This is a genomic window from Citrobacter sp. L55 (assembly GCF_002850715.1).
GTDB classification, from domain to species: Bacteria; Pseudomonadota; Gammaproteobacteria; order Enterobacterales; family Enterobacteriaceae; genus Citrobacter; species Citrobacter braakii.
This window is the reverse complement of record NZ_KZ559399.1, coordinates 567,671-593,487: the sequence shown is the minus strand read 5'-3', so window position 1 is coordinate 593,487 and position 25,817 is coordinate 567,671. Positions and strand designations below refer to the sequence as shown.

General features: G+C 49.6%; 29 protein-coding genes, 1 tRNA gene, 1 other RNA gene and 1 pseudogene. 18 read left to right on the top strand and 14 right to left on the bottom strand.

Translation table 11 applies throughout. The features are described 5' to 3' along the window. Positions 1–36: 36 nt before the first annotated feature. The 8 genes and pseudogenes from B9P82_RS02935 to B9P82_RS02900 all read left to right on the top strand — a co-directional run bounded on the left by B9P82_RS02935 (position 37) and on the right by B9P82_RS02900 (position 5,458). A complete protein-coding gene (locus B9P82_RS02935) occupies positions 37–597 on the top strand; it encodes a lipoprotein (RefSeq protein ID WP_016152618.1) in 561 nt (186 codons plus the stop codon). Positions 598–702: 105 nt separating this feature from the next. Beyond that, positions 703–1,749: a dihydroorotase gene (gene pyrC, locus B9P82_RS02930; RefSeq protein ID WP_101699920.1), complete on the top strand. Its 1,047-nt coding sequence runs from the start codon at positions 703–705 to the stop codon at positions 1,747–1,749. Between the two features lie 65 nt (positions 1,750–1,814). Then, on the top strand, positions 1,815–2,060 hold the full coding sequence (dinI, locus tag B9P82_RS02925; RefSeq protein WP_003036157.1) for a DNA damage-inducible protein I: 246 nt from the start codon (positions 1,815–1,817) through the stop codon (positions 2,058–2,060). A gap of 339 nt (positions 2,061–2,399) precedes the next feature. Further along, complete coding sequence (gene bssS, locus B9P82_RS02920; RefSeq protein WP_003036154.1) at positions 2,400–2,654, top strand: biofilm formation regulator BssS; 255 nt, start codon at positions 2,400–2,402, stop codon at positions 2,652–2,654. Positions 2,655–2,768: 114 nt separating this feature from the next. Then, positions 2,769–3,886: pseudogene (gene solA, locus B9P82_RS02915) on the top strand (N-methyl-L-tryptophan oxidase). Positions 3,887–3,938: 52 nt separating this feature from the next. Next, entirely contained in the window at positions 3,939–4,052 is a 114-nt protein-coding gene (locus B9P82_RS02910) for a YceO family protein (RefSeq protein ID WP_003036148.1), read from the top strand. A gap of 262 nt (positions 4,053–4,314) precedes the next feature. Next, complete coding sequence (locus tag B9P82_RS02905; protein WP_016152615.1) at positions 4,315–4,881, top strand: cytochrome b; 567 nt, start codon at positions 4,315–4,317, stop codon at positions 4,879–4,881. A gap of 1 nt (position 4,882) precedes the next feature. Next, positions 4,883–5,458, top strand: a complete 576-nt coding sequence (locus tag B9P82_RS02900; protein WP_101699918.1) for a YceI family protein — start codon at positions 4,883–4,885, stop codon at positions 5,456–5,458. A gap of 46 nt (positions 5,459–5,504) precedes the next feature. On the opposite strand, the gene B9P82_RS02895 is transcribed toward B9P82_RS02900, so the two are convergent. Beyond that, entirely contained in the window at positions 5,505–6,557 is a 1,053-nt protein-coding gene (locus B9P82_RS02895; protein ID WP_016156181.1) for an oxygen-dependent tRNA uridine(34) hydroxylase TrhO, read from the bottom strand. Between the two features lie 220 nt (positions 6,558–6,777). Between B9P82_RS02895 and B9P82_RS02890 the strand changes: the two genes are divergently transcribed. The 3 genes from B9P82_RS02890 (at position 6,778) to B9P82_RS02880 (ending at position 9,533) form a co-directional block, all read left to right on the top strand. Then, positions 6,778–7,698, top strand: a complete 921-nt coding sequence (locus B9P82_RS02890; protein ID WP_016152612.1) for a Kdo(2)-lipid IV(A) acyltransferase — start codon at positions 6,778–6,780, stop codon at positions 7,696–7,698. 155 nt (positions 7,699–7,853) lie between these two features. Next, positions 7,854–9,074, top strand: a complete 1,221-nt coding sequence (gene mdtG, locus B9P82_RS02885; protein WP_101699917.1) for a multidrug efflux MFS transporter MdtG — start codon at positions 7,854–7,856, stop codon at positions 9,072–9,074. Positions 9,075–9,155: 81 nt separating this feature from the next. Further along, the gene (locus B9P82_RS02880; protein ID WP_016152610.1) at positions 9,156–9,533 is read left to right on the top strand and encodes a MysB family protein; all 378 of its coding nucleotides are present in this window, start codon (positions 9,156–9,158) and stop codon (positions 9,531–9,533) included. A gap of 1 nt (position 9,534) precedes the next feature. Here B9P82_RS02880 and B9P82_RS02875 read toward each other — a convergent pair whose 3' ends face one another. The 3 genes from B9P82_RS02875 to mdoG all read right to left on the bottom strand — a co-directional run bounded on the left by B9P82_RS02875 (position 9,535) and on the right by mdoG (position 13,894). Further along, positions 9,535–9,762 carry a YceK/YidQ family lipoprotein gene (locus B9P82_RS02875; RefSeq protein ID WP_016152609.1) on the bottom strand — a complete coding sequence of 76 codons (228 nt, stop codon included), beginning with the start codon at positions 9,760–9,762 and terminating at the stop codon, positions 9,535–9,537. 75 nt (positions 9,763–9,837) lie between these two features. Further along, positions 9,838–12,366, bottom strand: coding sequence for a glucans biosynthesis glucosyltransferase MdoH (mdoH, locus tag B9P82_RS02870; RefSeq protein WP_019076449.1), 2,529 nt, complete (start codon positions 12,364–12,366; stop codon positions 9,838–9,840). Continuing rightward, entirely contained in the window at positions 12,359–13,894 is a 1,536-nt protein-coding gene (gene mdoG, locus B9P82_RS02865) for a glucans biosynthesis protein MdoG (RefSeq protein ID WP_085951042.1), read from the bottom strand. The genes mdoH and mdoG overlap by 8 nt, the downstream gene beginning before the upstream one ends. Positions 13,895–14,165: 271 nt before the next feature. Between mdoG and mdoC the strand changes: the two genes are divergently transcribed. Continuing rightward, on the top strand, positions 14,166–15,326 hold the full coding sequence (gene mdoC, locus B9P82_RS02855; protein WP_101699916.1) for a glucans biosynthesis protein MdoC: 1,161 nt from the start codon (positions 14,166–14,168) through the stop codon (positions 15,324–15,326). A 24-nt stretch (positions 15,327–15,350) separates the two neighbouring features. On the opposite strand, the gene B9P82_RS02850 is transcribed toward mdoC, so the two are convergent. From B9P82_RS02850 to csgB, 6 genes are all read right to left on the bottom strand, one after another. Then, a complete protein-coding gene (locus B9P82_RS02850) occupies positions 15,351–16,790 on the bottom strand; it encodes a phospholipase D family protein (RefSeq protein ID WP_152903216.1) in 1,440 nt (479 codons plus the stop codon). Then, positions 16,774–17,316: an O-acetyl-ADP-ribose deacetylase gene (gene ymdB, locus B9P82_RS02845; RefSeq protein WP_101699915.1), complete on the bottom strand. Its 543-nt coding sequence runs from the start codon at positions 17,314–17,316 to the stop codon at positions 16,774–16,776. Before ymdB ends, B9P82_RS02850 begins: the two co-directional genes overlap by 17 nt. Before the next feature lie 100 nt (positions 17,317–17,416). Then, a complete protein-coding gene (locus B9P82_RS02840; protein ID WP_016152603.1) occupies positions 17,417–17,737 on the bottom strand; it encodes a type 1 fimbrial protein in 321 nt (106 codons plus the stop codon). A gap of 151 nt (positions 17,738–17,888) precedes the next feature. Next, positions 17,889–18,221 carry a curli assembly chaperone CsgC gene (gene csgC / locus B9P82_RS02835; RefSeq protein WP_016152602.1) on the bottom strand — a complete coding sequence of 111 codons (333 nt, stop codon included), beginning with the start codon at positions 18,219–18,221 and terminating at the stop codon, positions 17,889–17,891. Between the two features lie 61 nt (positions 18,222–18,282). Next, the gene (gene csgA, locus B9P82_RS02830; protein WP_006685125.1) at positions 18,283–18,732 is read right to left on the bottom strand and encodes a curli major subunit CsgA; all 450 of its coding nucleotides are present in this window, start codon (positions 18,730–18,732) and stop codon (positions 18,283–18,285) included. 40 nt (positions 18,733–18,772) lie between these two features. Beyond that, the gene (gene csgB / locus B9P82_RS02825; RefSeq protein WP_101699914.1) at positions 18,773–19,228 is read right to left on the bottom strand and encodes a curli minor subunit CsgB; all 456 of its coding nucleotides are present in this window, start codon (positions 19,226–19,228) and stop codon (positions 18,773–18,775) included. Positions 19,229–19,987: 759 nt separating this feature from the next. On the opposite strand from csgB, the gene csgD reads away from it, so the two are divergent. From csgD to csgG, 4 genes are read left to right on the top strand one after another with little or no spacing between them, the layout of a single operon-like run. Next, the gene (csgD, locus tag B9P82_RS02820; protein ID WP_003036091.1) at positions 19,988–20,638 is read left to right on the top strand and encodes a biofilm master transcriptional regulator CsgD; all 651 of its coding nucleotides are present in this window, start codon (positions 19,988–19,990) and stop codon (positions 20,636–20,638) included. A 4-nt stretch (positions 20,639–20,642) separates the two neighbouring features. Continuing rightward, complete coding sequence (csgE, locus tag B9P82_RS02815; protein WP_016152600.1) at positions 20,643–21,035, top strand: curli production assembly/transport protein CsgE; 393 nt, start codon at positions 20,643–20,645, stop codon at positions 21,033–21,035. A 25-nt stretch (positions 21,036–21,060) separates the two neighbouring features. After that, complete coding sequence (gene csgF, locus B9P82_RS02810) at positions 21,061–21,474, top strand: curli production assembly/transport protein CsgF (RefSeq protein ID WP_016152599.1); 414 nt, start codon at positions 21,061–21,063, stop codon at positions 21,472–21,474. Between the two features lie 25 nt (positions 21,475–21,499). After that, a complete protein-coding gene (gene csgG / locus B9P82_RS02805; RefSeq protein WP_016152598.1) occupies positions 21,500–22,333 on the top strand; it encodes a curli production assembly/transport protein CsgG in 834 nt (277 codons plus the stop codon). Positions 22,334–22,379: 46 nt separating this feature from the next. On the opposite strand, the gene B9P82_RS02800 is transcribed toward csgG, so the two are convergent. From B9P82_RS02800 to ghrA, 4 genes are all read right to left on the bottom strand, one after another. Then, positions 22,380–22,862, bottom strand: coding sequence for a DUF1097 domain-containing protein (locus tag B9P82_RS02800; protein WP_016156175.1), 483 nt, complete (start codon positions 22,860–22,862; stop codon positions 22,380–22,382). A 101-nt stretch (positions 22,863–22,963) separates the two neighbouring features. Beyond that, entirely contained in the window at positions 22,964–23,518 is a 555-nt protein-coding gene (locus B9P82_RS02795; RefSeq protein ID WP_016152596.1) for a TorD/DmsD family molecular chaperone, read from the bottom strand. Positions 23,519–23,541: 23 nt separating this feature from the next. After that, complete coding sequence (locus tag B9P82_RS02790; protein ID WP_016156173.1) at positions 23,542–24,279, bottom strand: phosphatase; 738 nt, start codon at positions 24,277–24,279, stop codon at positions 23,542–23,544. A gap of 86 nt (positions 24,280–24,365) precedes the next feature. Next, entirely contained in the window at positions 24,366–25,304 is a 939-nt protein-coding gene (ghrA, locus tag B9P82_RS02785; RefSeq protein ID WP_101699913.1) for a glyoxylate/hydroxypyruvate reductase GhrA, read from the bottom strand. A gap of 235 nt (positions 25,305–25,539) precedes the next feature. On the opposite strand from ghrA, the gene B9P82_RS02780 reads away from it, so the two are divergent. Together B9P82_RS02780 and B9P82_RS02775 are read left to right on the top strand one after the other, a co-directional pair. Then, positions 25,540–25,627, top strand: a tRNA-Ser gene (locus tag B9P82_RS02780). A 44-nt stretch (positions 25,628–25,671) separates the two neighbouring features. Then, a non-coding RNA gene (locus B9P82_RS02775) (RtT sRNA) lies at positions 25,672–25,808 on the top strand. The last annotated feature ends 9 nt before the right edge of the window (positions 25,809–25,817 follow it).

Here is a 25,817-nt window from a genome sequence, read left to right as displayed (position 1 = left end):
CACGATTACACCACAAGCATCATGTTGAGGAACCCCATGAAAAAGTTTTTTTTTGCCGCTGCACTAATTGTCAGCGGCCTGTTGGTTGGTTGTAATCAACTCACGCAATACACGGTTAGCGAGCAAGAGATTAATCAGGCCCTGGCGAAGAATAATAACTTTTCAAAAGATATCGGTCTGCCTGGTGTCGCTGAAGCACATATCGTACTGAACAATCTCGCCAGCCAGATAGGCCGTGAAGAACCCAATAAAGTGACGCTGACCGGAGACGCCAACCTGGACATGAACTCCCTGTTTGGCAGTCAGAAAGCGACCATGAAGTTGAAGCTAAAAGCCTTACCGGTTTTCAATAAAGAAAAAGGCGCGATTTATCTGCAAGAAATGGAAGTCGTGGACGCTACCGTCACGCCGGAAAAAATGCAGTCGGTACTGCAAACGCTGATGCCTTATTTAAATCAGTCGCTGCGCAACTATTTCAACCAGCAGCCGGCGTACATTCTGCGGGATGACAGCAGCCAGGGGGAAGCGCTAGCGAAAAAACTGGCGAAAGGCATTGAGGTGAAACCGGGAGAAATCATTATCCCGTTCACCGACTAATATGACAGAGGGCGCCGATGCGCCCTTTTTTTTCGTGCAAACGAAAACGTTTCCGCTTATCCTTTGTTTCCGGCAAAAAAGACTATCCTCAGCCGGAGCATATTGATGACTGCACCATCCCAGGTTTTAAAGATCCGCCGCCCAGACGACTGGCATCTTCACTTTCGCGATGGCGACATGTTAAAAACTGTCGTGCCCTATACCAGCGAAGTTTATGGCCGCGCCATTGTCATGCCGAACCTGGCTCCGCCCGTCACCACGGTTGACGCGGCTATCGCTTACCGCCAGCGAATTCTTGACGCGGTTCCTGCCGGACACGACTTCACGCCATTAATGACCTGCTACTTAACGGATACGCTGGATCCCAATGAGCTGGAACGTGGATTCAACGAAGGCGTGTTCACCGCCGCAAAACTCTATCCGGCCAATGCCACCACCAACTCGACGCATGGCGTAACCTCTATTGATGCCATCATGCCAGTGCTGGAACGGATGGAAAAATTGGGTATGCCTCTGCTGGTGCACGGCGAAGTGACGCATGCGGATATCGATATTTTCGATCGCGAGGCGCGCTTTATTGAAACGGTGATGGAACCACTGCGTCAGCGCTTAACTGCGCTGAAAGTGGTGTTCGAACATATCACGACTAAAGATGCTGCCGAATACGTGCGCGACGGCAACGACCTTCTGGCGGCGACCATTACGCCGCAGCACCTGATGTTTAACCGCAACCACATGCTGGTCGGCGGGATTCGCCCTCATCTGTACTGCCTGCCGATCCTCAAACGTAACGTCCATCAACAGGCGCTGCGTGAGCTGGTCGCCAGCGGGTTTAACCGCGCCTTCCTCGGTACCGACTCAGCGCCGCATGCGCGTCATCGCAAAGAGTCAAGCTGTGGCTGTGCGGGCTGCTTTAATGCGCCGACCGCACTGAGCAGTTATGCCACCGTGTTTGAAGAGATGAATGCGCTGGACCATTTTGAAGCCTTCTGCTCACTCAATGGCCCACAGTTCTACGGTTTGCCGGTGAATGAAACCTTTATTGAGCTGGAACGCGTGGAGCACCAGGTCCCGGAGAGCATTGCGCTGCAAGATGATACGCTGGTGCCTTTCCTGGGTGGCGAAACGGTACACTGGTCCGTGAAAAGCTAAAAAAAGTGTAGCCAACTGGTGAGAATAACTGTATAAATAAACAGTATATTCCACAGGGGGCTACTATGCGTATTGAAGTCACTATTGCCAAAACTTCACCTTTACCTGCTGGTGCAATTGACGCGCTGGCAGGTGAACTCTCCCGCCGTATTCAGCACCATTTTCCGGATAACGAAGGTAACGTTACCGTCCGTTATGCCGGCGCAAACAATCTGTCGGTTATTGGTGCCACCAAAGAGGATAAAGAACGCATCAGCGAGATCCTCCAGGAGACCTGGGAAAGCGCGGATGACTGGTTCATCAATGAATAAATAATGATATGCAGTGATGTTTGTTTGCCGGGTCGCCCCGGCTTTTTTATACACACCATCTTTTAATCAATAGTTCATTCCTTCTGGCAAACTGATATTTTAATAATAAATTCCTGTCTATCTTTTAACCACAACACCAAAATAATTGTGCAACATGCTTAAAAAAAATGAATAACATGTCGGTTTGTTAGTCAGATAACGCTGAAAACGAAAATTTTATGTGCTTACCTCTTTAAATTTTCAATGAATACCCTTATTTATTGATATACTGAAGTTGCTTCAGAAAAAACGCATTGAACCTCGAAAACCGTTGTCTAGTAACACGAATTAGGGGGCATGATGGAAAAGAATAATGAAGTCATTCAGACTCATCCGTTAGTAGGATGGGACATCAGCACTGTTGATAGCTACGATGCGCTGATGCTGCGTTTGCACTACCAGACCCCGAATCGTCCAGACCCGGATGGGACTGAAGTTGGTCAAACGCTCTGGTTAACCACTGATGTTGCCAGGCAATTTATTTCGATATTAGAAGCAGGAATCGCTAAAATTGAATCCGGCGATTACCAGGTAAATGAGTATCAGCGACATTAAATCTGATACATCCAACCATCAAAAGGCACCTTTCCGGTGCCTTTCTTATTTCCAGGTTGAATATTCCGGGTCACTTATTTACCCTGCTACTATCGCGATTGCAGAGAGAAGCGGATGAAATACGACTTAATCATAATTGGCAGCGGTTCCGTGGGTGCCGCAGCCGGATACTATGCCACTCGCGCCGGTCTGAAGGTTCTGATGATCGATGCGCATATGCCACCGCATCAGCAGGGCAGCCACCACGGCGACACTCGATTAATTCGTCATGCCTATGGCGAAGGTGAAAAATATGTTCCGCTGGTGCTGCGTGCGCAAACATTATGGGATGAATTATCCACCCAAAATGAAGAGCCGATTTTTGTGCGCTCTGGTGTCATCAACCTTGGTCCGGCAGATTCAACCTTCTTAGCGACCGCGGCGCAAAGCGCAAAACAGTGGCAACTCAATGTTGAACAACTGGATGCAGCAGCCATTATGGCGCGCTGGCCAGAGATTCGCGTACCTGAAAACTATATCGGTCTGTTTGAAGCGGAGTCTGGTTTTTTACGTAGTGAGTTAGCGATTAAAACCTGGATCCGTCTGGCGGAAGAAGCAGGCTGTGCGCAGCTATTTAAATGCCCGGTCAGCGCAATTCGTCATAGTGATGATGGCGTCACGGTAGAAACCGCCGATGGTGACTATCACGCGCAAAAAGCGGTGATCAGCGCCGGAACCTGGGTACAGGCATTAGTCCCTGAACTACCGATACAACCGGTACGCAAAGTGTTCGCCTGGTATCAAGCCGATGGGCGTTACAGCGTTAAGAATAACTTCCCTGCCTTCACCGGAGAGCTACCAAATGGCGATCAATTCTACGGTTTCCCGGCAGAAAACGACGAGCTAAAAATTGGTAAACACAATGGCGGACAGGTAATTCATTCGGCAGAAGAGCGCAAGCCGTTTGCCGCTGTAGCCAGCGATGGTTCTGAAGCCTTCCCATTCCTGCGCACAATTCTGCCAGGCGTGGGCTGCTGTCTGCACGGTGCGTCCTGCACCTATGATAACTCACCAGATGAAGACTTTATTATTGATACTCTACCGGAGCATGACAACACGCTGATCATCACCGGGCTGAGCGGACATGGCTTTAAGTTTGCCTCCGTCCTCGGAGAGATTGCGGCAGACTTCGCCAGGACAAATCGTCTGACTTTGACCTGACGCCCTTCAGGCTAAATCGTTTTAAGCGATAATAAATGAATGGCCTCGTTGGTGAGGCCATTTTTAATGACAGGAATAACGTTGATGCGCCGCATCTTTCACTATCTGGTTAATAATATTCGCGAGCATCTTATGCTCTACATTATTTTATGGTCGCTGCTGGCAATTATGGATGTGATATATATTATGTTTTTCTGAACCCACAACGCTGACACTAATTGACATAAACTGATATTAACTTAATTTTCATTGCAATTAACTGAACAAGAAAAACACCTTAAACACCCTGAAACCAAGCCTTAATGTCATCCACCCCCACTAATTCCTTGATGATTGCTTCACAATTCAATCAATTTTATTGAATCAGAAACAAATATCACCATTATTGTTATTTATTAGTTGCATTAATGTCTTTTACGCGCCATTTTCATTCACTTCTGAAATATCTAACGGTGCACTTATGCAATTCAATAATACTCCACAACGCTATGGCGTGGTGTCTGCCGCTTTGCACTGGCTGATTGCGATTGCTGTATATGGCATGTTTGCGCTGGGATTGTGGATGGTCACGCTCAGCTATTACGACGGCTGGTATCACCAGGCCCCTGAACTGCATAAAAGCATCGGCGTTGTGCTTATGATGGGGCTGGTTATCCGCGTCGTCTGGCGGTTGATCTCCCCTCCTCCTCCTGCGCTGGCAAGTTATTCCCGTTTCACCCGCATCGCGGCGGCACTGGGTCACCTCGCGCTATACACATTGCTCTTTTCTATTGTCATCAGCGGGTATTTGATTTCCACCGCTGATGGCAAAGCGATAAGCGTATTTGGTTGGTTCGACATTCCTGCCACCCTTGCCAATGCGGGCGCTCAGGCCGACCTCGCCGGTAGTCTGCACCTGTGGCTTGCGTGGACCGTGGTGGTTTTATCGCTTCTGCACGGACTGATGGCCCTGAAACATCACTTTATCGATAACGACGATACCCTGAATCGCATGTTGGGAAAATCGTCATCTGACTATGGAGCTTAAAATGAAAAAAAACCTGCTGGGACTTACACTCGCCTCTCTGTTATTCACCACCGGGTCAGCCGTGGCGGCAGATTACAAAATTGACAAAGAAGGACAGCATGCCTTTGTTAATTTCCGTATTCAGCACCTGGGTTACAGTTGGCTGTACGGCACATTTAAAGATTTCGACGGGACTTTTACCTTTGATGAGAAAAATCCCTCAGCCGATAAGGTTAACGTCACCATCAACACCAACAGCGTTGACACCAATCACGCCGAACGCGACAAGCACCTGCGTAGCGCAGATTTCCTTAACGTGGCCAAATTCCCGCAGGCGACCTTTAGCTCTACCAGCGTGAAGAAAGAGGGGAACGACCTGGATATCACCGGTAATCTCACCCTGAACGGCGTCACCAAACCGGTTACGCTGGATGCGAAGCTGATCGGTCAGGGCGGCGATCCGTGGGGTGGCACGCGTGCAGGTTTTGAAGCAGAAGGTAAAATTAAGCTGAAGGACTTCAACATCACCACCGATCTCGGCCCGGCGTCTCAGGAAGTCGATCTGATCATCTCAGTGGAAGGCGTCCAACAGAAGTAACGTATGAGTTGCCGGATGGGGCTAAAGCCGCCATCCGGCATGATGACTATTGCGCAGGGTCCGGAATACCCAGTTTGGTATTCAGGCGACCGCGTGACTTATTAAAGATTTTGTTGCCATTTTCACGTCCGGCGCGCAGACGACGTTGCTCTTCTTCCGGCAACTTACTCTCTTCGCTACACAACTCGCTACAGCAGCCGTTATACTTCTGCGCGCAGGCCGGACACTGGATAAACAACAGATGGCAGCCATCATTTTTGCAATTAGTATGGCTGTCGCACGCCGTTCCGCACTGATGACAATGCGCAATAACATCTTCAGAAATCCTTTCGCCCATACGCTCATCAAAAACGAAATTTTTACCGACAAAACGCACAGGAAGCCCCTGTTCACGCGCCTTGCGGGCATATTCAATAATACCCCCCTCAATGTGCCAGACTTTGCTAAATCCGTTGTGTTTCATCCAGGCGCTGGCTTTCTCACAACGGATCCCGCCCGTGCAATACATAACGATTTTTTTATCTTTATGCGCCTGCATCATTTCAACGGCTTTCGGTAACTGGTCGCGGAACGTGTCTGCCGGGATTTCTAGCGCATTCTCGAAATGGCCCACTTCATATTCATAGTGGTTGCGCATATCAATGAATACCGCGTCAGGATCGTCCAGCATGGCGTTTACTTCCGCCGCCTTCAGGTAATCACCTACGTTGCTGGCGTCAAATTGCGGATCGTCAATGCCATCCGCCACGATGCGTTCACGCACTTTCATGCGCAGCACCCAGAAAGATTTACCATCATCATCCAGCGCGATATTCAGACGTAACCCGGCGAATGCGGGATCAAACGCATAAAGCTGCTGGCGGAATGCCTCGACGTTGCTTTGCGGTACGCTGATTTGCGCATTGATTCCTTCATGGGCAAGATAAACGCGCCCGAAGACGCTCAATGCAGTGAACATCTGGTACAGCGCATCACGCGTGTGCTGAGGATTGGCGATGGTGAAATATTTATAGAATGAGATCGTCGTGCGCGGCTCGGTCTCAGCCAACATTTTGGCTTTGAGCGCATCGTTCGAAATGCGGTTGTGTAACACTGGCATGGTGTACGTATCCTGCAAATAGGGAGAAAATGAAAATCGGCGGCATAATAAAGCAAACACCGCCAATTTACATCCACACATTTTACGCTACATTTCTTACTCCAATATAAAAGTGCAACAACAATTGCTGGTTTAATCACCGTTCTCCCGTCACAAATTTTTGATATGCGCGAAAAAATGCGACAATACAGGCAATTGGTCGTTTGAAGACAGGATAGACATGACGAATTTACCCAAGTTTTCGGCTGCGTTACTGCATCCACGTTATTGGTTAACCTGGCTGGGCATTGGCATCCTTTGGTTAATCGTGCAGTTACCCTACCCGGTTCTTTACAAGTTGGGCTGCGCATTAGGTCGTCTGGCATTACGTTTGATGAAACGTCGGGCAAAAATTGTTTCCCGTAATCTGGAACTGTGCTTCCCGCAAATGAGCGAGCAGGAACGCCAGCAGATGATCATCAAGAACTTCGAGTCCGTGGGCATGGGCGTGATGGAAACCGGAATGGCCTGGTTTTGGTCTGACAAGCGCATTTCACGCTGGACGGAAGTTATCGGGATGGAACATATCCGCGACGTTCAGGCGCAAAAACGGGGAATTTTGTTAGTGGGTCTGCACTTTCTGACCCTTGAACTGGGTGCGCGTCAGTTTGGTTTGCAGGAGCCGGGGATAGGCGTATATCGCCCTAACGACAACCCACTGCTCGACTGGCTACAAACCTGGGGCCGTATGCGCTCTAATAAATCCATGCTCGATCGTAAAGACCTGAAAGGAATGATTAAAGCGTTGAAAAAAGGCGAAGTGGTCTGGTACGCGCCGGATCATGACTACGGTCCCCGCGCCAGCGTATTTGTCCCGCTTTTTGCTGTTGAACAGGCCGCAACAACCTCCGGGACCTGGATGCTTTCACGCATGTCGAATGCCTGCCTGGTACCGTTTGTTCCCCGCCGCAAACCTGACGGTAAAGGTTATCAATTGATTATGCTGCCTCCGGAGTGTTCACCGCCGTTAGACAACGCGGAGACTACGGCAGCGTGGATGAATAAGATTGTTGAGCAATGCATCATGATGGCCCCGGAGCAGTACATGTGGCTACACCGTCGTTTCAAGACGCGTCCTGAAGGTTCACCTTCCCTGTACTAAAGCACGGTTGCAGTCCTGTGGACTGCAACACCTTCCCTGCCCGCTTTAGGTTTAACTGCTATCCGCATTGCAGCAACTATCTACCAGGCGCATAATTAGCCTGCTTGCTTATATTCAATCGATAGCGCAAACAGCGCGCCACACTGCGGAACGCTATGTCCCCCTCAGATGCTCCCATAAACTTGAAACGCAACCTCACCGTTGCCTGGCTGGGTTGTTTTTTAACCGGTGCAGCATTTAGCCTGGTTATGCCCTTTTTGCCCCTCTATGTCGAGAGCCTCGGCGTCACGGGTCATAGCGCCCTGAATATGTGGTCAGGTCTGGTCTTCAGCATCACTTTTCTCTTTTCCGCCATCGCCTCTCCTTTCTGGGGTGGCCTTGCCGATCGCAAAGGGCGAAAAATCATGCTGCTGCGTTCCGCATTGGGTATGGCGATTGTGATGCTGCTGATGGGGCTGGCGCAAAATATCTGGCAGTTCCTGGTCCTGCGTGCCCTGTTGGGTCTGCTCGGTGGTTTCATTCCCAACGCCAATGCGCTGATCGCCACCCAGGTTCCGCGCAATAAAAGCGGCTGGGCGCTGGGAACGCTTTCCACCGGCGGCGTCAGCGGCGCGTTGCTCGGACCGTTGGCTGGCGGGCTGCTCGCGGATCAGTACGGACTACGCCCGGTATTTTTCATCACCGCCAGCGTACTGCTGCTCTGTTTTATCCTGACGCTATTTTTTATTCGCGAACGTTTCCAACCGGTGAGCAAGAAAGAGATGCTGCACATTCGCGAAGTCGTGGCCTCGTTAAAAAATCCCAAACTGGTGCTGAGCCTGTTTGTCACAACGCTGATAATCCAGGTGGCAACCGGGTCCATCGCGCCAATTCTGACGCTGTACGTTCGAGAGCTGGCTGGCAACGTCAGTAACATCGCCTTTATCAGCGGGATGATTGCTTCCGTACCGGGCGTGGCTGCGTTAATCAGCGCCCCGCGGCTCGGCAAATTAGGTGATCGAATTGGCCCGGAGAAGATCCTGATTGTTGCTCTGGTCATCTCCGTGCTGCTGCTTATTCCAATGTCGTTTGTACAATCGCCCTGGCAACTTGCCGTTCTGCGCTTTTTATTGGGGGCCGCTGACGGGGCTCTGCTCCCGGCAGTACAAACGCTGCTGGTCTATAACTCAACCAATCAGATAGCCGGGCGTATTTTCAGTTATAACCAGTCATTTCGCGATATCGGTAACGTAACGGGGCCGTTAATGGGGGCGGCAATTTCCGCCAACTACGGTTTTCGCGCCGTCTTCTGCGTGACCGCGGGCGTCGTACTGTTTAACGCTTTCTACTCGTGGAATAGTCTGCGCCGTCGCCGGAGCACTGAGGCTACGGGATGATTTTTGTGCATTCATACTTGCAATATCGGAGAATCAACTATTATTTCCCTGAATACTTCATTAAATCAAAGGGAGACTCTGATGACCATGTATGCCACGCTGGAAGAAGCCATTGATGCCGCTCGTGAAGAATTTCTGGCTGATAACCCTGACCTTGAGCCCGACGAAGCCAGCGTTCAACAGCTTAGCGTACAAAAATACGTGCTACAGGATGGTGACATTATGTGGCAGGCGGAATTCTTTGCTGATGAGGATGAGGGCGAGGGTGAATGCCTGCCAATGCTGAGTGGTGAAGCGGCCCAAAGCGTTTTTGATGGCGACTATGATGAAATTGAAATCCGTCAGGAGTGGCAAGAAGAAAACACGCTTCACGAATGGGATGAAGGTGAATTCCAGCTGGAACCTCCCCTGGATACCGAAGAGGGTCAGACCGCGGCCGATGAATGGGATGAGCGATAGCTTACTCGTAAGGTCCGTGGTGAATGTCGAGCGGGAGCAGCAAAGTATCAAACACCAGCGAAAATGGCAGGTCGAGGATGGTGACGTAGCGCCACGCGGAGTCCCGGACATCCCATTGCACGCCAGGATAGTATTGGTTTCCGTGCCCTTGCCCTGGGATAGTTCGGCTAATAATACTGCCGCATCCGCTCAGCAAGCACACCATGATTGCCACTGCCAATATTCGCACCTGATACCTCACGGCTCTTTTATTTAGTATAAAAAAATACCGGCACCAGGCCGGTATTTTCACGTTACATAACGCTTACTTTTTCCTGAGCGCCAGCGGATTCAGGGTCAGTCCCTGGTAGTAATTCACCCACGAAGAATACTTATCAGGTGAATTCCAGACGCGATAGTGCAAACGCGCCATCGTCACCGGATCGCTCAACAGCACCAGACGGCGGTCACGGTTTAGTTTCTCCGGCGTTTCGTTCAGCGCCTGCTCCACATGGCGGTCACGGGCAATCTCAAGCACGTTACTCGCGCGGTGACGTGCAGTCGCCATTGCCGTTGCCAGTGCGTTAAATGACGGGTTAAACACCGCATGCATAAAGCCGTCGTCCAGCGTACGATTGCGGTTCATCACCAGATAGGTATCCGTATCAACCAGCACCTGCGGCGGAGAATACTCTTCCGGGATCAGGAACAGCTTCCAGCGCTTGGTACGTAACCCAACCGTGGAACGGCTGGAAATCACGGAAACAAACGGCGACAGGATCAGCGAGAAGACAATCGGCGCCAGCCAGAACAGGAAACGCAGATCCAGCCAGGCCATACCTACCGCCCACACCAGCCCCAGCAGTAACTGAGAACCGTGACGCATAAATGCTTCACCCCACGGGGTGGAATCGTCATCACGCTGTGGCGAATTCCACACCACTTCCCAACCGAGGAAGGCGCTCACGACAAAGACGGTATGGAACAGCATACGCACCGGCGCCAGCAGCACGGAGAACAGAACCTCCAGCAGCAGCGACAGCGTAACGCGGATAAACCCGCCGTACTCTTTCGTCCCTTTACACCAGATGAGCAAAATACTCAGCAGCTTCGGCAGGAACAGCAGCACCATCGTAGAAGCAAACAGCGCGATCGCCAGTTCAGGACGCCACTGCGGCCATACCGGGAACAGCTGGCGCGGTTGCAGGAAGTACTGTGGTTCCGTCAACGCATGCACCACCTGCAATGCGGTCGATAACGCGAGGAACATAAACCACAGCGGCGCGGACAGATAGGACATAACGCCGGTCAGGAACACCGCACGGTGAACCGGGTGCATCCCCTTCACCAGGAACAGACGGAAGTTCATCAGGTTGCCATGACACCAGCGACGGTCACGCTTGAGTTCATCCAGCAGGTTCGGCGGTAGCTCTTCATAAGAGCCCGGCAGATCGTAAGCAATCCATACGCCCCAGCCGGCACGACGCATCAACGCCGCTTCGACGAAGTCATGGGAGAGGATCGAACCCGCAAACGAGCCTTCGCCCGGTAACGGCGCAAGCGCACAGTGTTCGATAAACGGCTTCACGCGAATAATCGCGTTATGGCCCCAGTAGTGCGATTCCCCCAATTGCCAGAAGTGAAGTCCAGCGGTAAACAACGGACCATAAACACGGGTCGCAAACTGCTGACAGCGTGCATACAACGTATCCATACCGGAAGCCTTCGGTGAAGACTGGATAATCCCGGCATTTGGATTCGCTTCCATCAGGCGCACCAGTCCGCTCAGACAGTCACCGCTCATCACGGAGTCAGCGTCCAGCACCACCATGTAGCTGTACTGATTTCCCCAGCGACGGCAGAAGTCATCAATGTTGCCGCTTTTACGCTTCACGCGACGACGACGACGACGGTAGAAAATCTGCCCTTCGCCTTGCACTTCGGCAATCAGCTCCATCCACGCTTTTTGTTCTGCTACGCAGATATCGGGGTTGTAACTGTCGCTCAGGATGTAAACATCAAAATGCTCGGCGTTGCCCGTCGCTTTGACCGACTCCCACGTGGCGCGAAGTCCCGCGAATACGCGGTCAACGTCCTCGTTACAGATCGGCATAATCAACGCAGTCCGGTGTTCGGGATTTAACGGTTCGTCCCCAACCGTTGAGGCGGAGATACTGTACTTATCTCGCCCAATCAACAGTTGCAGGAAGCCCATCAACGCGGTCCAGAATCCTGCTGAAACCCAACAGAAAAGCACGGCAAACAAAATGAGAATGCCGGTCTGGAGCATGTAGGGCAGCAGTTGCATAAAGGAGACCCATAAATCCTGCCCCATCATGTCAACAGGATTAATGAATGCCCAACCCTGATACGGAAGGATCGTCTTCATATACCAGGTTGCGACGACCGTTTGCGCCAGCGTTAAGATCAACAACGTATAGCGGCGGATGGTGCCAACCGTACGCCATTTTTGCTCGCTCTCCTGTTCTTCTTTCGTCAAACGCGAAAGATAACGCGGAGTCACATCGCGCCCGCGCAGGCGATCCCAAAAGCGGCCAACCGGGTTGGTACGCCAGGGATCGGGGAACATAGAGGTACGCGTTGCTTTTGGCATCGCCTGCAGCTGATCGCGCCCCTCATCGTCCTTAACCAACTGCTCTTTGGCCAGAGAATCAGGCCACGCCTGCTCCAGGCGAGCTTTCACCGAACCCTGCGGTGAATCATCTTCGCGCGAGTACGTACGATGCTCGGCATCCAGCGCCTGATGAACGGCGCGGATGTCAGTTTTCGGCAGTGCCGCTTTTTCGATATCCGAAAGCGGCATTGCGTCAATATACTCAGTTGTCTTATTCATTGGCAGGTAACTGGTAGCTCCAGGTTTCACTCAGCGTCTGATCGGCATTGACCAAGGCAGCACGCATTTCAGTGGTTTTCTTCACATCTTTCACTTTCACGCGCAATACCAAACGCCAACCTTTAGTTACCGGGTTGTAGCGCACAGTACTTTCAACGATCTCGCCGTTGTCGCCAATACTGGTTTGTGCGGTAACCGGGGTATCCTGCGGCAGCTTTTTCATATCCGTGCCGGTAAAGTCCACCACAAACGCGATAGTGCCATCAGGCTGACGAATGAGATTAGACTGTTTTACATCACCGGTAGAACGACGAGTCTGCTGGACCCAGGCGCTATCAGGGGCATGAAGCTTGTCTTCGTCACGCGTGAACGTCAGGGTGTACTTGAAGTTCATCTCTTTGCCGGCTTCAGGCAGTTGATCCGGCGTCCAGTACGCAACGATGTTATCGTTCGTTTCATCGTTAGTTGGGATTTCAACTAACTCAATCTTACCTTTACCCCAATCACCTTTTGGCGTGATCCAGGCGCTTGGGCGCAGATCGTAACGATCGTCGATATCTTCAAAACGCGAGAACTGACGGCCACGCTGCAGCAAGCCGAAACCTTGCGGGTTTTCCATCGCAAAGCTGCTCACCGCCAGATGTTTCGGGTTATTCAGCGGACGCCAAATCCACTCGCCGTTGCCAGCGTGGATCGACAAACCGTTAGAGTCATGCAGTTCCGGACGATAGTTGGTCGCCGGAGAAGGCTGGTTTGGTCCGTACAGGAACATACTGGTTAACGGTGCCACGCCCAGCTTGCCCACTTTGTCGCGCAGATAAACTTTGGACTGAACATCGACTACCGTGTCACGACCCGGAATGATGACAAAGCGATACGCTCCGGTTGCGCGCGGAGAATCCAGCAAGGCATAAATGGTCAAACGTTTGTCAGTCGGTTTCGGACGCTCGATCCAAAACTCACGGAAGCGGGGAAATTCTTCGCCAGAAGGCAGAGCGGTATCAATCGCGAGACCGCGCGCAGACAGACCGTAGACCTGCCCTGCCCCCAGAACACGGAAATAGCTGGCACCGAGCATGCTGACGATTTCGTCGTTTTTATCTTTGCTGTTGATCGGATACAGCACTTTGAACCCGGCGAAACCGAGATCTTTTACCGTGTCTTTATCATGCTGAACATCGCCAAAATTAAAATAATCCGGGCTGTATTTGATTCTTTTCACCGCTGTAGCGGTAACTTCGTTGATTTTGACCGGCGTGTCGAAGTACATACCCTGGTGGTAGAACTCGAGCTTAAATGGGGTCTTGAGATTGCTCCAGTAGGCTTTATCGCGGTTAAACTGGATCTGCTGATAATCCGCATATTTCATGTCGCGGAAAACGGAGGGCAAGTTACTTTTTGGCGCCTCATAGCCTTTACCGGCTAAGGATTGAGCTTGTTTTGCAACATCATCGATGCTGAACGCCCAGCTCGATGATGTGTACAGCGTTAACATAACTGCTGCACCCAACCAACGCATTTTCATCATTTGTAGTTTATGTTTCATAATTAGTAAGCACTTCCCCCTTTGTGTGCTTATATTGATCCGATCCATTTTAATGGATAATCGGGTATTCCGACAACTGAATCCCTGTATTGTTCGCGCGCTGGCTCATGGTTTAATCAGGTTCAACTACCTGTTTTCACTTTGCGTGCTTATCCTGGAGACAGGTTGTTGGACTTCGTGTAGGGTTGCCCTCGAATGTAACCATTATTCGTCTTAGGGATAAGACGAAAAGTCTGAGAATACATAACTGTCTATGAGCTCTGTATCACCACCACGCGAATATTTTCTTGACTCCATCCGTGCCTGGCTAATGTTGTTAGGGATCCCATTCCATATTTCATTGATTTACTCGACCCACACCTGGCACGTGAACAGTGCTGAACCGTCGTGGTGGTTGACCCTGTTTAACGACTTTATCCATGCTTTTCGCATGCAAGTCTTCTTTGTCATTTCGGGTTATTTTTCCTACATGCTATTTTTGCGCTATCCGCTAAAGCGCTGGTGGAAGGTGCGTGTAGAACGCGTGGGGATCCCGATGCTGACCGCGATTCCATTACTTACGCTGCCGCAATTTATCATGCTGCAATACGTAAAGGGAAAAGCAGACAGTTGGCATACTCTCAGCGGCTACGATAAATACAATGCGCTGGCCTGGGAGCTGATTTCCCATCTGTGGTTTTTACTGGTTCTGGTCGTATTAACGACCGTGAGCATGTGGATGTTCACCCAGATGAAAAACAGACTGACGCGTAGTGATGCCGCCAGCGCCCCGGCGGTGTCGATGACTAAATTATCGCTGATCTTCATCTTGTTAGGTGTCGGTTACGCTGCCGTCAGAAGGACAATTTTCATCCTCTACCCTTCGATTCTCAGCGATGGCATGTTCAATTTTATCGTTATGCAAACGCTGTTCTATGCGCCGTTCTTTATCCTCGGCGCACTGGCGTTTATCAACCCGAATCTGAAAGCGCTGTTTACCACACCGTCACGCGGTTGCACGCTCGGTGCTGCATTCGCATTTGTGGCATACCTGCTCAATCAGCGTTATGGCAACGGCGATGCCTGGATGTATGAAACCGAATATGTCATTACCATGGTCATGGGACTGTGGATGGTGAACGTCGTCTTTTCGTTGGGTCACCGTTTGCTTAATTTCCAGTCTGCCCGCGTGACCTATTTTGTCAACGCGTCGCTGTTTATCTATCTGGTGCACCACCCGTTAACGCTGTTTTTTGGCGCTTACATCACACCGCATATCACGTCGAATCTGCTGGGTTTTCTCTGCGGTCTGCTGTTTGTGGTTGGGATTGCGGTAATACTGTACGAAATCCATTTACGCATACCGGTGCTGAAGTTTCTCTTTTCGGGTAAACCGCCCGTTAAGCAGGATAAAAACAAGGCCGTAGCCGGCTAGTTTTTCCCTCAATCATTGTGTGGTTCAAAGCAGCCATTCAATGGGTAACACGGACGCCAGCTTTACCAGAACCCGCTTCCAGAATCCTGTGGCGGGTTCTTTTTTCAGGACCTGTTCACTGCCAGAAAGTCGGTCGACCCAATTAATTCTCCCCCAACGGTCAAGGCGTAGCTGCCAGGCCATATCACGCTGGCTTTGCATAAACCGTTTATGAATCAATTCGGCCAGCACTTCACTCTCAATCACAAACCCCATTTCCGTATTGAGCAGCGTCGAACGAGGATCAAAATTAAGCGAGCCGATAAACACTTTGCGATCATCAATACTGAACGTTTTCGCATGCAGGCTGGACCCTGAATTACCTGTTAATCCACGATCGTGAACGACCGAGACGCGATCGCGGGTCGGTTTAAGTTCGTATAATTCTACACCGTAGCGCAGCAGTTTTTTTCGCCAGCGCGCATAGCCCGCATGGACGATCGCCACATCATTCGCCGCCAGTGAATTGGTTAAAATGGCAATCTTGACGCCTTTTCTTACCAGTCTCAGGAGCTGCGCCACACCGGCACGCGTCGGCACAAAGTAGGCAGAAATAATATCAATACGTTCGGTCGGCGAACCCATTACGTCAAACAAACGCTGCGGTAATAGCGAGTGGCGCGGCGCTTTCCCTTCTCCTTTTGCAGGATCATCGCTCAGCAAACGCGTTTTGGCCCAAATTAGCGGCAGCGATCTTTGATCGAGACTGGACATAAACTGGCTGGTTTCCAGCTTATGCAGATAGCGGCGGGTAATATCATCGTTATACCAGGATTCGGGTAGCTCAATACGCTGTACAGAATCTGGCTCGGACATCTCAAGCACATTTTGTAACGTTGAAACCGAGCGGCAGTGCCAGTAACGCTCAAAATCATCCGCCACATCTTTGACAACCGGCCCGATAGCCATGACGTCCAGGTCGGAAAACAGCGGTTGCTCACCCGCGCCAAAATAGGCATCGCCAATATTACGCCCACCAACGAGGGTCACCACGCCGTCAGCGGTATAACTTTTATTGTGCATGCGCCGATTAAGCCGGGCAAAATCGGTTAAATAGCCCAGCGCGCGCAGGATGCGAAAGGAAAACGGATTGAAGAGGCGAACTTCTATATTGGGGTGCTTATCCAGCAGACGCAGCGTGTCGTCCAGACCCGGCGTATTGTTATCATCCAGCAGCAAACGCACCCGTACGCCTCGCTTCGCTGCGGCCAGCAGAACGGAAAATAGCAATAGCCCGGACATGTCGTTTTCCCAGATGTAATACTGCACATCCAGGGTACGTTCCGCCATTTCCGTTAACCGATAGCGAGCAGCAAACGCATCCAGGCTGTCATCCAACGCAAGAATGCCGCATTCTCCCGGGTGGTCTTCGCAAAGGGGCGTGATGGCACGCTCAAGTCGCGTCATATCAGTCCGTGTGATCATCACCTTGTTGTGTTAGCAATCTCTTATAAAGTTGAGCGTTTTCGTCATCAAAGCACACCAAGTATATCTGATCAGGAAGTGCGCGGCGGGTAATAAATTTCAGCACCGTTTTCACCGCTATTTCTGCCGCTGCGGCGCGTGGATAGCCATAAGCCCCGGTGCTAATCGCCGGAAAAGCAATGGAGTGATAACCATTGGCCAGGGCCAGTTGCAGGGTGTTTAAGTAAGCTTCTTCGAGGCGTTCGGCCTCATGATGACCTCCTCCTTGCCAGACCGGTCCTACGGTATGAATGACCGCTTTTGCCGCAAGCGCCCCCGCCAGAGTGATCACCGCATGCCCTGTCGGGCATTCTCCTTGTTGCTGGATAACCTGTTTGCAGGCCTCCAGCAATGCTGGTCCGGCAGCGCGATGGATTGCGCCATCGACGCCACCGCCTCCCAGTAGCGATGAATTCGCCGCATTGACAATCACATCAACAGCGACAGTCGTAATATCGCCATGTAACACATGAACACGTGATTGCATAAGTTCCCCCTGACAAAACACCATTCGTTAAGTGTACAGCAGGGTTTTCCCTTAAATCTCTCTTTTTAACCGTAAGTGTGCATATCTACGCCACAGCGAGTCATTTATATTCAATATTAAGAATCGCCATGTTTTTCTGTTCATTGAGGTAGTGCATTTTGACTGTGGCAATTTCCTGCACATTCTGAGGGGCTGTCGCGAGCTGTTGCGGGTTGTAAAGACTATTCTGGTTGGTGCCGTTGCGGATACATGACAATTCAATTTGCTGCTGCTGTCTGTTAACGTCGCAAGGTGATTCAACTATCGCTCCGCGAAAATGAATAACCCCGCCGGTTGTGATTTGCTGCGCAATTGCAGGGAGGGTTAAAAGAGAAAAAGCACATAAACTGGTACTTAAAATACGCTTTAATAATGTACACATAAGGGTTCCTCAATGATTAGCCATCTTTGAGGGATCGAAATGATCCTTCACCGCTACGATTAACGATCAATTACAAACGCTCACACGCTTCTATATTCATAGAACAGCAGCGCATTCCCAGCCACACCCTTAATGCAAATACAGCAAAAAATTATGGGTGACTGTTTGAGTCAGGCCATTGTTGCGACAGATGCAGAGACTGCCCATCTGAAACGGTAACGATAATTTTGACCGAATCCTCAGATGAAATATTAAAGCTCAGTTTGGTTAATTCAATCGGTCGATTAGCAGGGACCGAAAGGCTTATTTTCTGCTGCGACTGGCTTTGTCCCCCCTGCCCTTTACGTATGGCAAGGACTTGTACCTCACATACGCACGGTTGGGTTAACGTCACCTGAGGAATAATGGTGTACATATCACCTTGCTGAGTTGTATTGAATGTTATTTGATTTGCCAGCGCGGCAATGAGTAATAGCGTATGCATCATATTCTCCCGAAAAAAAAACAGGGCTCACGCCCTGTTTATTATCAGTCAGAAAACTGAATTAGTGTTGGTTAGCTGTAGCGTTGTTGCCAAAGCCAACTTGCTGAATCAGCACATTGGAGTCAGACGCGGTCTGATTAACCAACGCACCATTACGGCCACCGAACTGGGTTACACTAATATCAGCATTTTTAGCATTCCACTGATCGATAGTGGCATTGTTCTGGAAGCCAGTCTGTTTCAGGCTAATGGTACTGTCATCAGCGCCTTGACCAACTACAGCCCCGTTACCACGCCCATGTTGTGTGATAGTGACATCTGATTTACGCGCATCACTTTGCAGAGCATTCGCAGCGTTGTTTGACCCATATTGGTAGATACTCAGTGAAGAGTCTGGGCCATAATTACTACCGCCACCATGATGATTGCCGCCCCATTGCGGAACAACACCAGCCAGAGCACTGCCAGAAACTACGATTGCTGCGAATGCTGCCACTTTTAAAAGTTTCATGGTAAACCCCCATCGGATTGATTTAATCGTCGTTAATGGATTAGCGTTGAGTTACGCGAATTGCCATATGCGACTGTCTCTGCACCACAACTGCTGTTTTTTGTGTACCGTACTGAGTAATATTGGCTTTATTACCAGAACCTTTCTGGATAATTACCGCCGTATTACCGTATGAACCTTGTTTAATACTCGCGTCATTGGAACTACCCGTTTGATCAATATATGCAAAGTTATATGACCCCGTCTGGTCTGTTTTCGCTCGGTTACCAGAACCTTCTTGCGAAATAACCGACAATAACTTCGAGCCCCCCTGTCGAGTATTTGCACTGTTCGCAGTGCCAACCTGACCAATAATGGCTGCCTGATTAAATGAAGACTTACTTAATTCATTTACCGCAAAGTTATATTCTGAGTTAGCTAAATCATAACTTGTAGCGGATGCAATCCCAGGCACACCCAGCATTGTAAACATCATAAATAACAACTTGTTTTTCATGTTGTCACCCTGGACCTGGTCGTACATAAGGTTAAATTATTTACCACTCAAATTATTGTTAACGTGACTTACATTTGTTAACGCCACGTTACGATGAAGAGTATGTCCGTTGAAACATTTTAAATAACTCACCCACCAGTTGTATTTTTATATCCAGATTCACCCCAAAGTACTAATTAACAGCAATTAACACCGTTATAGCTCTGGATTTTATTTCTTTTGTAACCCGATGAGTGAATTTCTATGCAGTAACAAAAAAACGCGTTTTCCGCGTTTTCTGGGCCTTGCAGACGGTAGTGGGATTGTCCTCGGTACAAGTCGTGACAAGTGTCATTTTTTTCTATCTAAAATTGTTCAACTTAAAGTGAGACAAAAAAATCAAAATTCATTAGAAATCTAAAACCATCTAATTATAATTTTATTTCTTAAAATTCAATAAGATATTATAATTTGTATGATTTTTTAAATCTATGCAATAACGCTAAAATGTACAACTTTACTATCAAATCTAAACTCCACAAAAACGCAAAAATCACATTTTAATATATAAATTTACATTATGTAACATGTTTAACACTTGCTTTAAGATTTGTAATAGCTAGATTGAAATCAGTTGAAGTCCATTTGTTTTAATATTTTCACCCCGTTGGGTCGAAGTTTTATTTCTACACAGCAGTGCAACATCTGTCAGTACTTCTGGTGCCTCTATTTTAGTAGAGGCAACTGTCAGGTGTGCGACTAAAAAAGTGGAGTTTCATCATGTTTAATGAAGTCCATAGTATTCATGGTCATACATTATTGTTGATCACTAAACCATCCCTGCAGGCAACTGCGTTATTACAGCATTTAAAGCAATCGCTGGCGTTAACCGGAAAACTACATAATATTCAACGTTCTCTGGATGATATATCCTCCAGCTGCATTGTTTTACTGGATATGATGGAGGCAGATAAAAAACTGATCCATTACTGGCAAGATAATTTGAGCAGAAAAAACAACAATATAAAAACTTTATTGTTGAATACCCCAGATGATTATCCTTACCGGGATATTGAAAACTGGCCGCATATCAATGGCGTATTTTACGCAACTGAAGATGAGCAGCGTGTAGTCAGCGGTTTGCAGGGTGTGTTGCGGGGCGAATGCTACTTTTCGCAAAAGCTTGCCAGCTACCTGATCACGCATTCCGGGAACTACCGCTATAACAGCACGGAGTCGGCATTACTTACGCACCGTGAAAAAGAGATCCTTAATAAACTGCGTATCGGCGCCTCAAATATTGAAATCGCGCGTTCACTATTTATTAGTGAAAATACGGTGAAAACACATCTTTATAATCTTTTCAAAAAGATAGCTGTCAAAAATCGTACGCAGGCGGTCTCGTGGGCCAATGATAACCTCAGGCGATAAAGCCATGAAACGCTATTTGACCTGGATTGTGGCAGCAAATTTGTTCCTTGCTGCCGGGAATCTACACGCGGCTGTAGAGGTGGAGGTTCCCGGACTGTTAACCGACCACACTGTCTCTTCCATTGGCCATGATTTTTACCGGGCCTTTAGTGACAAGTGGGAAAGTAAGTACACAGGAAACTTAACCATTAATGAAAGACCCAGTGCACGTTGGGGAAGTTGGATCACCATAACGGTCAATCAGGACGTTATCTTCCAGACTTTTTTATTCCCGACGAAAAGAGACTTCGACAAAATTGTGGTCTTTGCATTGGCAGAAACTGAGGAAGCATTAAATCGTCGGCAAATAGATCAAACACTATTAAGCACGAGCGATTTAGCGCGCGATGAATTCTAAAACATGATTTTGTCCGGAGGCTTTCATGCGTGTCAAACATGCAGTGGTTTTGCTCATGCTGATTTCACCATTAAGTTGGGCCGGAAATATGACGTTCCAGTTCCGCAACCCTAACTTTGGTGGTAACCCAAATAACGGCTCTTTTTTACTGAACAGCGCACAGGCGCAAAACTCGTATAAAGATCCGAGTGCCGGCGACTACGGCATTGAAACCCCAACAGCGCTGGATAACTTTACCCAGGCGATCCAGTCACAAATACTCGGTGGCTTACTTACCAATATCAATACCGGTAAGCCGGGAAGGATGGTAACCAGCGATTTTATCGTTGATATCGCCAACCGGGATGGACAACTGCAACTGAATGTCACGGACAGGAAAACGGGGAGAACGTCGACTATTGAAGTGTCGGGTTTACAAAATCAGTCGACCGATTTCTAAATTATAGCCACGAAAGGAAAAAATCATGCAGCGCTTACTTATCATGGTGGCAGTAATTTTACTCAGCGGATGTTTAACAGCCCCGCCGCAAGAAGCCGCTAAGCCGACATTAATGCCCCGAGCCCAAAGCTATAAAGACTTGACGCACCTGCCCATGCCTACAGGTAAGATTTTTGTCTCGGTATACAATATTCAGGATGAGACTGGCCAGTTTAAACCTTATCCGGCAAGTAACTTCTCAACCGCCGTCCCGCAAAGCGCCACGGCGATGCTTGTCACCGCATTGAAGGATTCTCGTTGGTTCGTTCCGCTGGAACGTCAGGGATTGCAGAACTTGCTTAACGAACGAAAAATCATTCGTGCGGCTCAGGAAAACGGCACAGTTGCCATTAATAACCGGATCCCTCTGCAGTCTCTGACCGCGGCAAACATCATGGTAGAAGGGTCAATTATTGGTTATGAAAGCAACGTTAAATCGGGTGGCGTTGGTGCGCGCTATTTCGGTATTGGCGCCGATACGCAGTACCAGCTCGACCAGATAGCGGTCAACCTGCGTGTGGTTAACGTTAGTACCGGTGAAATCCTCTCATCGGTGAATACCAGCAAAACTATCTTGTCTTATGAAGTGCAGGCTGGGGTATTCCGCTTCATTGACTACCAGCGACTGTTGGAAGGTGAAATTGGCTACACCTCTAACGAACCGGTTATGCTTTGTCTGATGTCAGCAATTGAAACCGGCGTTATCTTCCTGATTAATGACGGGATTGATCGCGGATTGTGGGATTTGCAGGATAAGAAACAAGTTGATAATGACATCCTGGTTAAATACCGCCATTTGTCGGTACCTCCGGAATCCTGAGTGGTCGATACAGCATAAAAAGCGTGAGGAAAACCCTCACGCTTTTTTATTTACTGGTCAGCGTCGACGATAGCCGATTCTCACGACGAGATGCCAGCCACAATCCGCTGTTTTTCATCGCATAGCCGAATACCAGCCCCAGCGCCAGAGAAGGCACGACCAACTGCCAGTCACCCTGCCCTGCAAACGTTGCGCATGCGCCAATAAAGGTACCCGGCACAAATGAAAGCAACCATTGCTTTGCCTGAATACACATTAGAAACGCGACAATTCCCGTCATGACATAACCAATAATGTCCATATGCGGGGCAAGCGCGCTACCGTTAATAATCACCAACGCCCACACCACACCGCTTAGCAGCGTACACGCCGAGATCCACAACCCTTTCAGCCCACCCTGCGGACAGGCAAAATAGGCCGTGCAGCCCAGAAAGCCAGCCCAACTGAGTAAACCAAGAGATACGGCCACCCATCCCCAAATCCCAGAGAGAATGCCCGTTGTGATTGCAATTGAGAGAAGTATGTTCATGCCGCGTATCTTAGCAGAAAAACGGCATGGGAATGAGATCGTGCACACAATTCATGCAATGATGTAAATTGAGTTGCAGTTTAATGAGATCTAAATCACATTTACTCTTCAGTATCTTCCTGCAATTCGTCCCACATCGCGCCAATGGCATCACGCGTTAACGGTGCCATGGTACGCCAGAACTGTGTGTTTGCATGCGCTTCAACTTTGCCAAGGAACGTGCCGCACCAGGGCAACAGGTATTCCACAAACAAGGTTTCGAGTGCTTCACTTTCATCTTCCGCAGACTGGTCTTCAAGCCATGAAGCCGCCAGCAACAGCGTGCCAATATGATCTGCAGGCGTATCTGCCAGCGGCATTCCGCGGGCAGAAAGAAAAGCACGAACATCGGATTCTTTCGCCCCTTCTACCCAGGCGCTACGATAAGGCGGCACCGCACACTCGTCGCCGACAAACAGCGCGTTGTAATCCGCAGCCAACTGAGGCATATCGCAGCTTTTCTGCAGACGAGTGAGCAGTTCGTCCTGTTCCAGCGGCCAGTTGGCGGACAGTTTACCTTCACTAATCAGGGTAAACAGAGGAACCAGTAAAGGGTCCTGCGGTTGGCGGTAAAACAGCGAGCCCAGTACACGACACAGGATAGAAAACTCGTTCATTGATATATTCCAGTTAGTAACAATTACAGTTCAGCAAATTCCGCGATCGGCTCCATGCCTCGCGATTCCAGAAACGCCAGCAGGCGTTTAGGGGTGACGTTTAAAATTCTGTCTTCCGGGAAATTTACATCATCCAGAATTTTACGGCATTCACCAAATTCACCCAGTGTGAAAGCGGTATGTGAATCCGACCCTAACGCCACCCAGCCCCCGGCATCACGCACCGCCGCAGCGACCGCGCGACAATTGTCCTCACTCCCCTTACGCGAATGCAAAAACGAGGAGTTATTGATTTCCAGCGCGACCTGGTATTTTGCCGCCGCCTGCGCAATCGCTGTGATATCAACGGGATATTTGGGATTCCCCGGATGGCTGATGATGTGCACGTGACCACTGGCCATCGTGGCTATCATTGCCTGGGTATTGGTGTCTTTATCGTGAGGTGCAAAAACCGGCTCATGGAAGCCCGCAATGATGAGATCCAGAGAGGTAAACATCGGACCTGAACAGTCGATTTCGCCTTCAATATTCTTAATATTCGCCTCGATACCGCGCAGGATCCCTACGCCATCGACGATACGAGGCCAAATGCGCATATTAATAAAGTGCCAGTGATGAGGCGCATCCGCCATGTCCGGTCCATGATCGGTTATGGCAAACAGCTTGATGCCTTTGCGATGGGCTTCAGCGATGTAATCACTTAAGGTGCTGTAGGCGTGGGTACTGGCGACGGTATGCATATGCAGGTCAACGGGATACATAACTCTCTCCTGTAGTCATTTTCCGTCAAGGATAGCAGGTATCGTCGCCATTTATTAGCTGAAACCCGGCACTTGCCGGGTTACCATCAATATCCCCGAACGCGATCGACCTGACCCGTTACGGATTTCCCACTTTCCAGGTCCAAAATCGTACGGGAGATGTAGTCCACCGCCTCTGCCGGGCGTGTTACCGCGGCGATATGCGGCGTCATTGCCACACGCGGATGTTTCCATAGCGGGCTGGTTTCCGGCAGCGGTTCACGGCTATAGACATCCAGCATGGCACCTTTTACTTTGCCGCTGTCCAGCGATGCCAGAAGAGCGTCTTCATTGAGATGAACGCCGCGCGCCAGGTTGAGCACGTAAGCGCCATCCTGCAATTGGCTGAGTAAATCAGCGTTAATAATGCCTACGGTTTCTGCCGTATTAGGCAGGAGGTTGATCAGCACGCGAGTTTGACTCAAAAACGCGCCCAGTTCCTCGGTACCGGCGAAGCTTTCTACACCAGACCAGGATTTACGCGTACGGCTCCAGCAGCGTAGCGGGAACCCCCATGCTTGCAGACTTTCTGCAACTTTTGCACCTAAAACACCAGCGCCCATGATCCCGACGCTAAACTCATCGCGGGTATATTCTGGCAACGGTTGCCATTTCGCCTGGTTTTTTAATGCCTGGTAGTCATCAAAGCGACGGAACCAGTGCAATACCTGACTAACCGCATATTCCTGCATTTGCAGGCCCATCCCCGTATCTTCCAGACGGAAAAGCGGGATCGACGCATCCAACATTTCCGGATGAGCGTTTAGTTTACTGAGAATAGAATCGACGCCCGCACCCAGCGCAAATACGGCTTTTAATTTTCGTCCGGCGAGCATTTCAACCAGAGGATGCCAGACCAGCGCGTAGTCAGCATGCGCATTATCACCTGCCTTCCACTCACGGACCCGCGCGCCAGGTATGGCCTTTGTCAGCGCATTAAGCCACCAGGTCGTATCGAATGTTGGGTGATAGAAAATTATATCCATAACGTCTCCTGAACATTGTTATGCGGAACGTACTCGCACTTATAATCATCATTTTTCGAGGGAACATCAGAGTAGCAAATTTTAGGGTGCTGGCAAAAAAAACAATTCCCGCTTATTTAAGCTGCATATTGATTGAAGTTTGTGTAAATGCACGTTTTTTTCAAAAAGTTGATTGACGCCGGAGCGGTATTTCCCTAAATTAGCGCCCGTTCCGGTAGCACAGGAACAACAATATGGTGAGGTGTCCGAGTGGCTGAAGGAGCACGCCTGGAAAGTGTGTATACGGCAACGTATCGGGGGTTCGAATCCCCCCCTCACCGCCATATTTGAGAAAGAGCTCGTACGTAAGTACGGGCTTTTTTTTCGCATGTTGCACGCCTGCGGGGGGATGAGAAGCCCCGACCGGGGTTCGACAACTGGCGCAGCCAGTTGGACAGACTGAGAGCGCAGCGAACAGGCTGCCCGAAGGGCGAGCGAAGCGAGTCAATCCCCCCCTCACCGCCATATTCGAGA

Coding starts and splice junctions, on each gene's coding strand:
- B9P82_RS02935 (WP_016152618.1), top strand. CDS start 37: ATGAAAAAGTTTTTTTTTGCCGCTGCACTAATTGTCAGCGGCCTGTTG.
- pyrC (WP_101699920.1), top strand. CDS start 703: ATGACTGCACCATCCCAGGTTTTAAAGATCCGCCGCCCAGACGACTGG.
- dinI (WP_003036157.1), top strand. CDS start 1,815: ATGCGTATTGAAGTCACTATTGCCAAAACTTCACCTTTACCTGCTGGT.
- bssS (WP_003036154.1), top strand. CDS start 2,400: ATGGAAAAGAATAATGAAGTCATTCAGACTCATCCGTTAGTAGGATGG.
- B9P82_RS02910 (WP_003036148.1), top strand. CDS start 3,939: ATGCGCCGCATCTTTCACTATCTGGTTAATAATATTCGCGAGCATCTT.
- B9P82_RS02905 (WP_016152615.1), top strand. CDS start 4,315: ATGCAATTCAATAATACTCCACAACGCTATGGCGTGGTGTCTGCCGCT.
- B9P82_RS02900 (WP_101699918.1), top strand. CDS start 4,883: ATGAAAAAAAACCTGCTGGGACTTACACTCGCCTCTCTGTTATTCACC.
- B9P82_RS02895 (WP_016156181.1), bottom strand. CDS start 6,557: ATGCCAGTGTTACACAACCGCATTTCGAACGATGCGCTCAAAGCCAAA.
- B9P82_RS02890 (WP_016152612.1), top strand. CDS start 6,778: ATGACGAATTTACCCAAGTTTTCGGCTGCGTTACTGCATCCACGTTAT.
- mdtG (WP_101699917.1), top strand. CDS start 7,854: ATGTCCCCCTCAGATGCTCCCATAAACTTGAAACGCAACCTCACCGTT.
- B9P82_RS02880 (WP_016152610.1), top strand. CDS start 9,156: ATGACCATGTATGCCACGCTGGAAGAAGCCATTGATGCCGCTCGTGAA.
- mdoH (WP_019076449.1), bottom strand. CDS start 12,366: ATGAATAAGACAACTGAGTATATTGACGCAATGCCGCTTTCGGATATC.
- mdoG (WP_085951042.1), bottom strand. CDS start 13,894: ATGATGAAAATGCGTTGGTTGGGTGCAGCAGTTATGTTAACGCTGTAC.
- mdoC (WP_101699916.1), top strand. CDS start 14,166: ATGAGCTCTGTATCACCACCACGCGAATATTTTCTTGACTCCATCCGT.
- B9P82_RS02850 (WP_152903216.1), bottom strand. CDS start 16,790: ATGATCACACGGACTGATATGACGCGACTTGAGCGTGCCATCACGCCC.
- ymdB (WP_101699915.1), bottom strand. CDS start 17,316: ATGCAATCACGTGTTCATGTGTTACATGGCGATATTACGACTGTCGCT.
- B9P82_RS02840 (WP_016152603.1), bottom strand. CDS start 17,737: ATGTGTACATTATTAAAGCGTATTTTAAGTACCAGTTTATGTGCTTTT.
- csgC (WP_016152602.1), bottom strand. CDS start 18,221: ATGCATACGCTATTACTCATTGCCGCGCTGGCAAATCAAATAACATTC.
- csgA (WP_006685125.1), bottom strand. CDS start 18,732: ATGAAACTTTTAAAAGTGGCAGCATTCGCAGCAATCGTAGTTTCTGGC.
- csgB (WP_101699914.1), bottom strand. CDS start 19,228: ATGAAAAACAAGTTGTTATTTATGATGTTTACAATGCTGGGTGTGCCT.
- csgD (WP_003036091.1), top strand. CDS start 19,988: ATGTTTAATGAAGTCCATAGTATTCATGGTCATACATTATTGTTGATC.
- csgE (WP_016152600.1), top strand. CDS start 20,643: ATGAAACGCTATTTGACCTGGATTGTGGCAGCAAATTTGTTCCTTGCT.
- csgF (WP_016152599.1), top strand. CDS start 21,061: ATGCGTGTCAAACATGCAGTGGTTTTGCTCATGCTGATTTCACCATTA.
- csgG (WP_016152598.1), top strand. CDS start 21,500: ATGCAGCGCTTACTTATCATGGTGGCAGTAATTTTACTCAGCGGATGT.
- B9P82_RS02800 (WP_016156175.1), bottom strand. CDS start 22,862: ATGAACATACTTCTCTCAATTGCAATCACAACGGGCATTCTCTCTGGG.
- B9P82_RS02795 (WP_016152596.1), bottom strand. CDS start 23,518: ATGAACGAGTTTTCTATCCTGTGTCGTGTACTGGGCTCGCTGTTTTAC.
- B9P82_RS02790 (WP_016156173.1), bottom strand. CDS start 24,279: ATGTATCCCGTTGACCTGCATATGCATACCGTCGCCAGTACCCACGCC.
- ghrA (WP_101699913.1), bottom strand. CDS start 25,304: ATGGATATAATTTTCTATCACCCAACATTCGATACGACCTGGTGGCTT.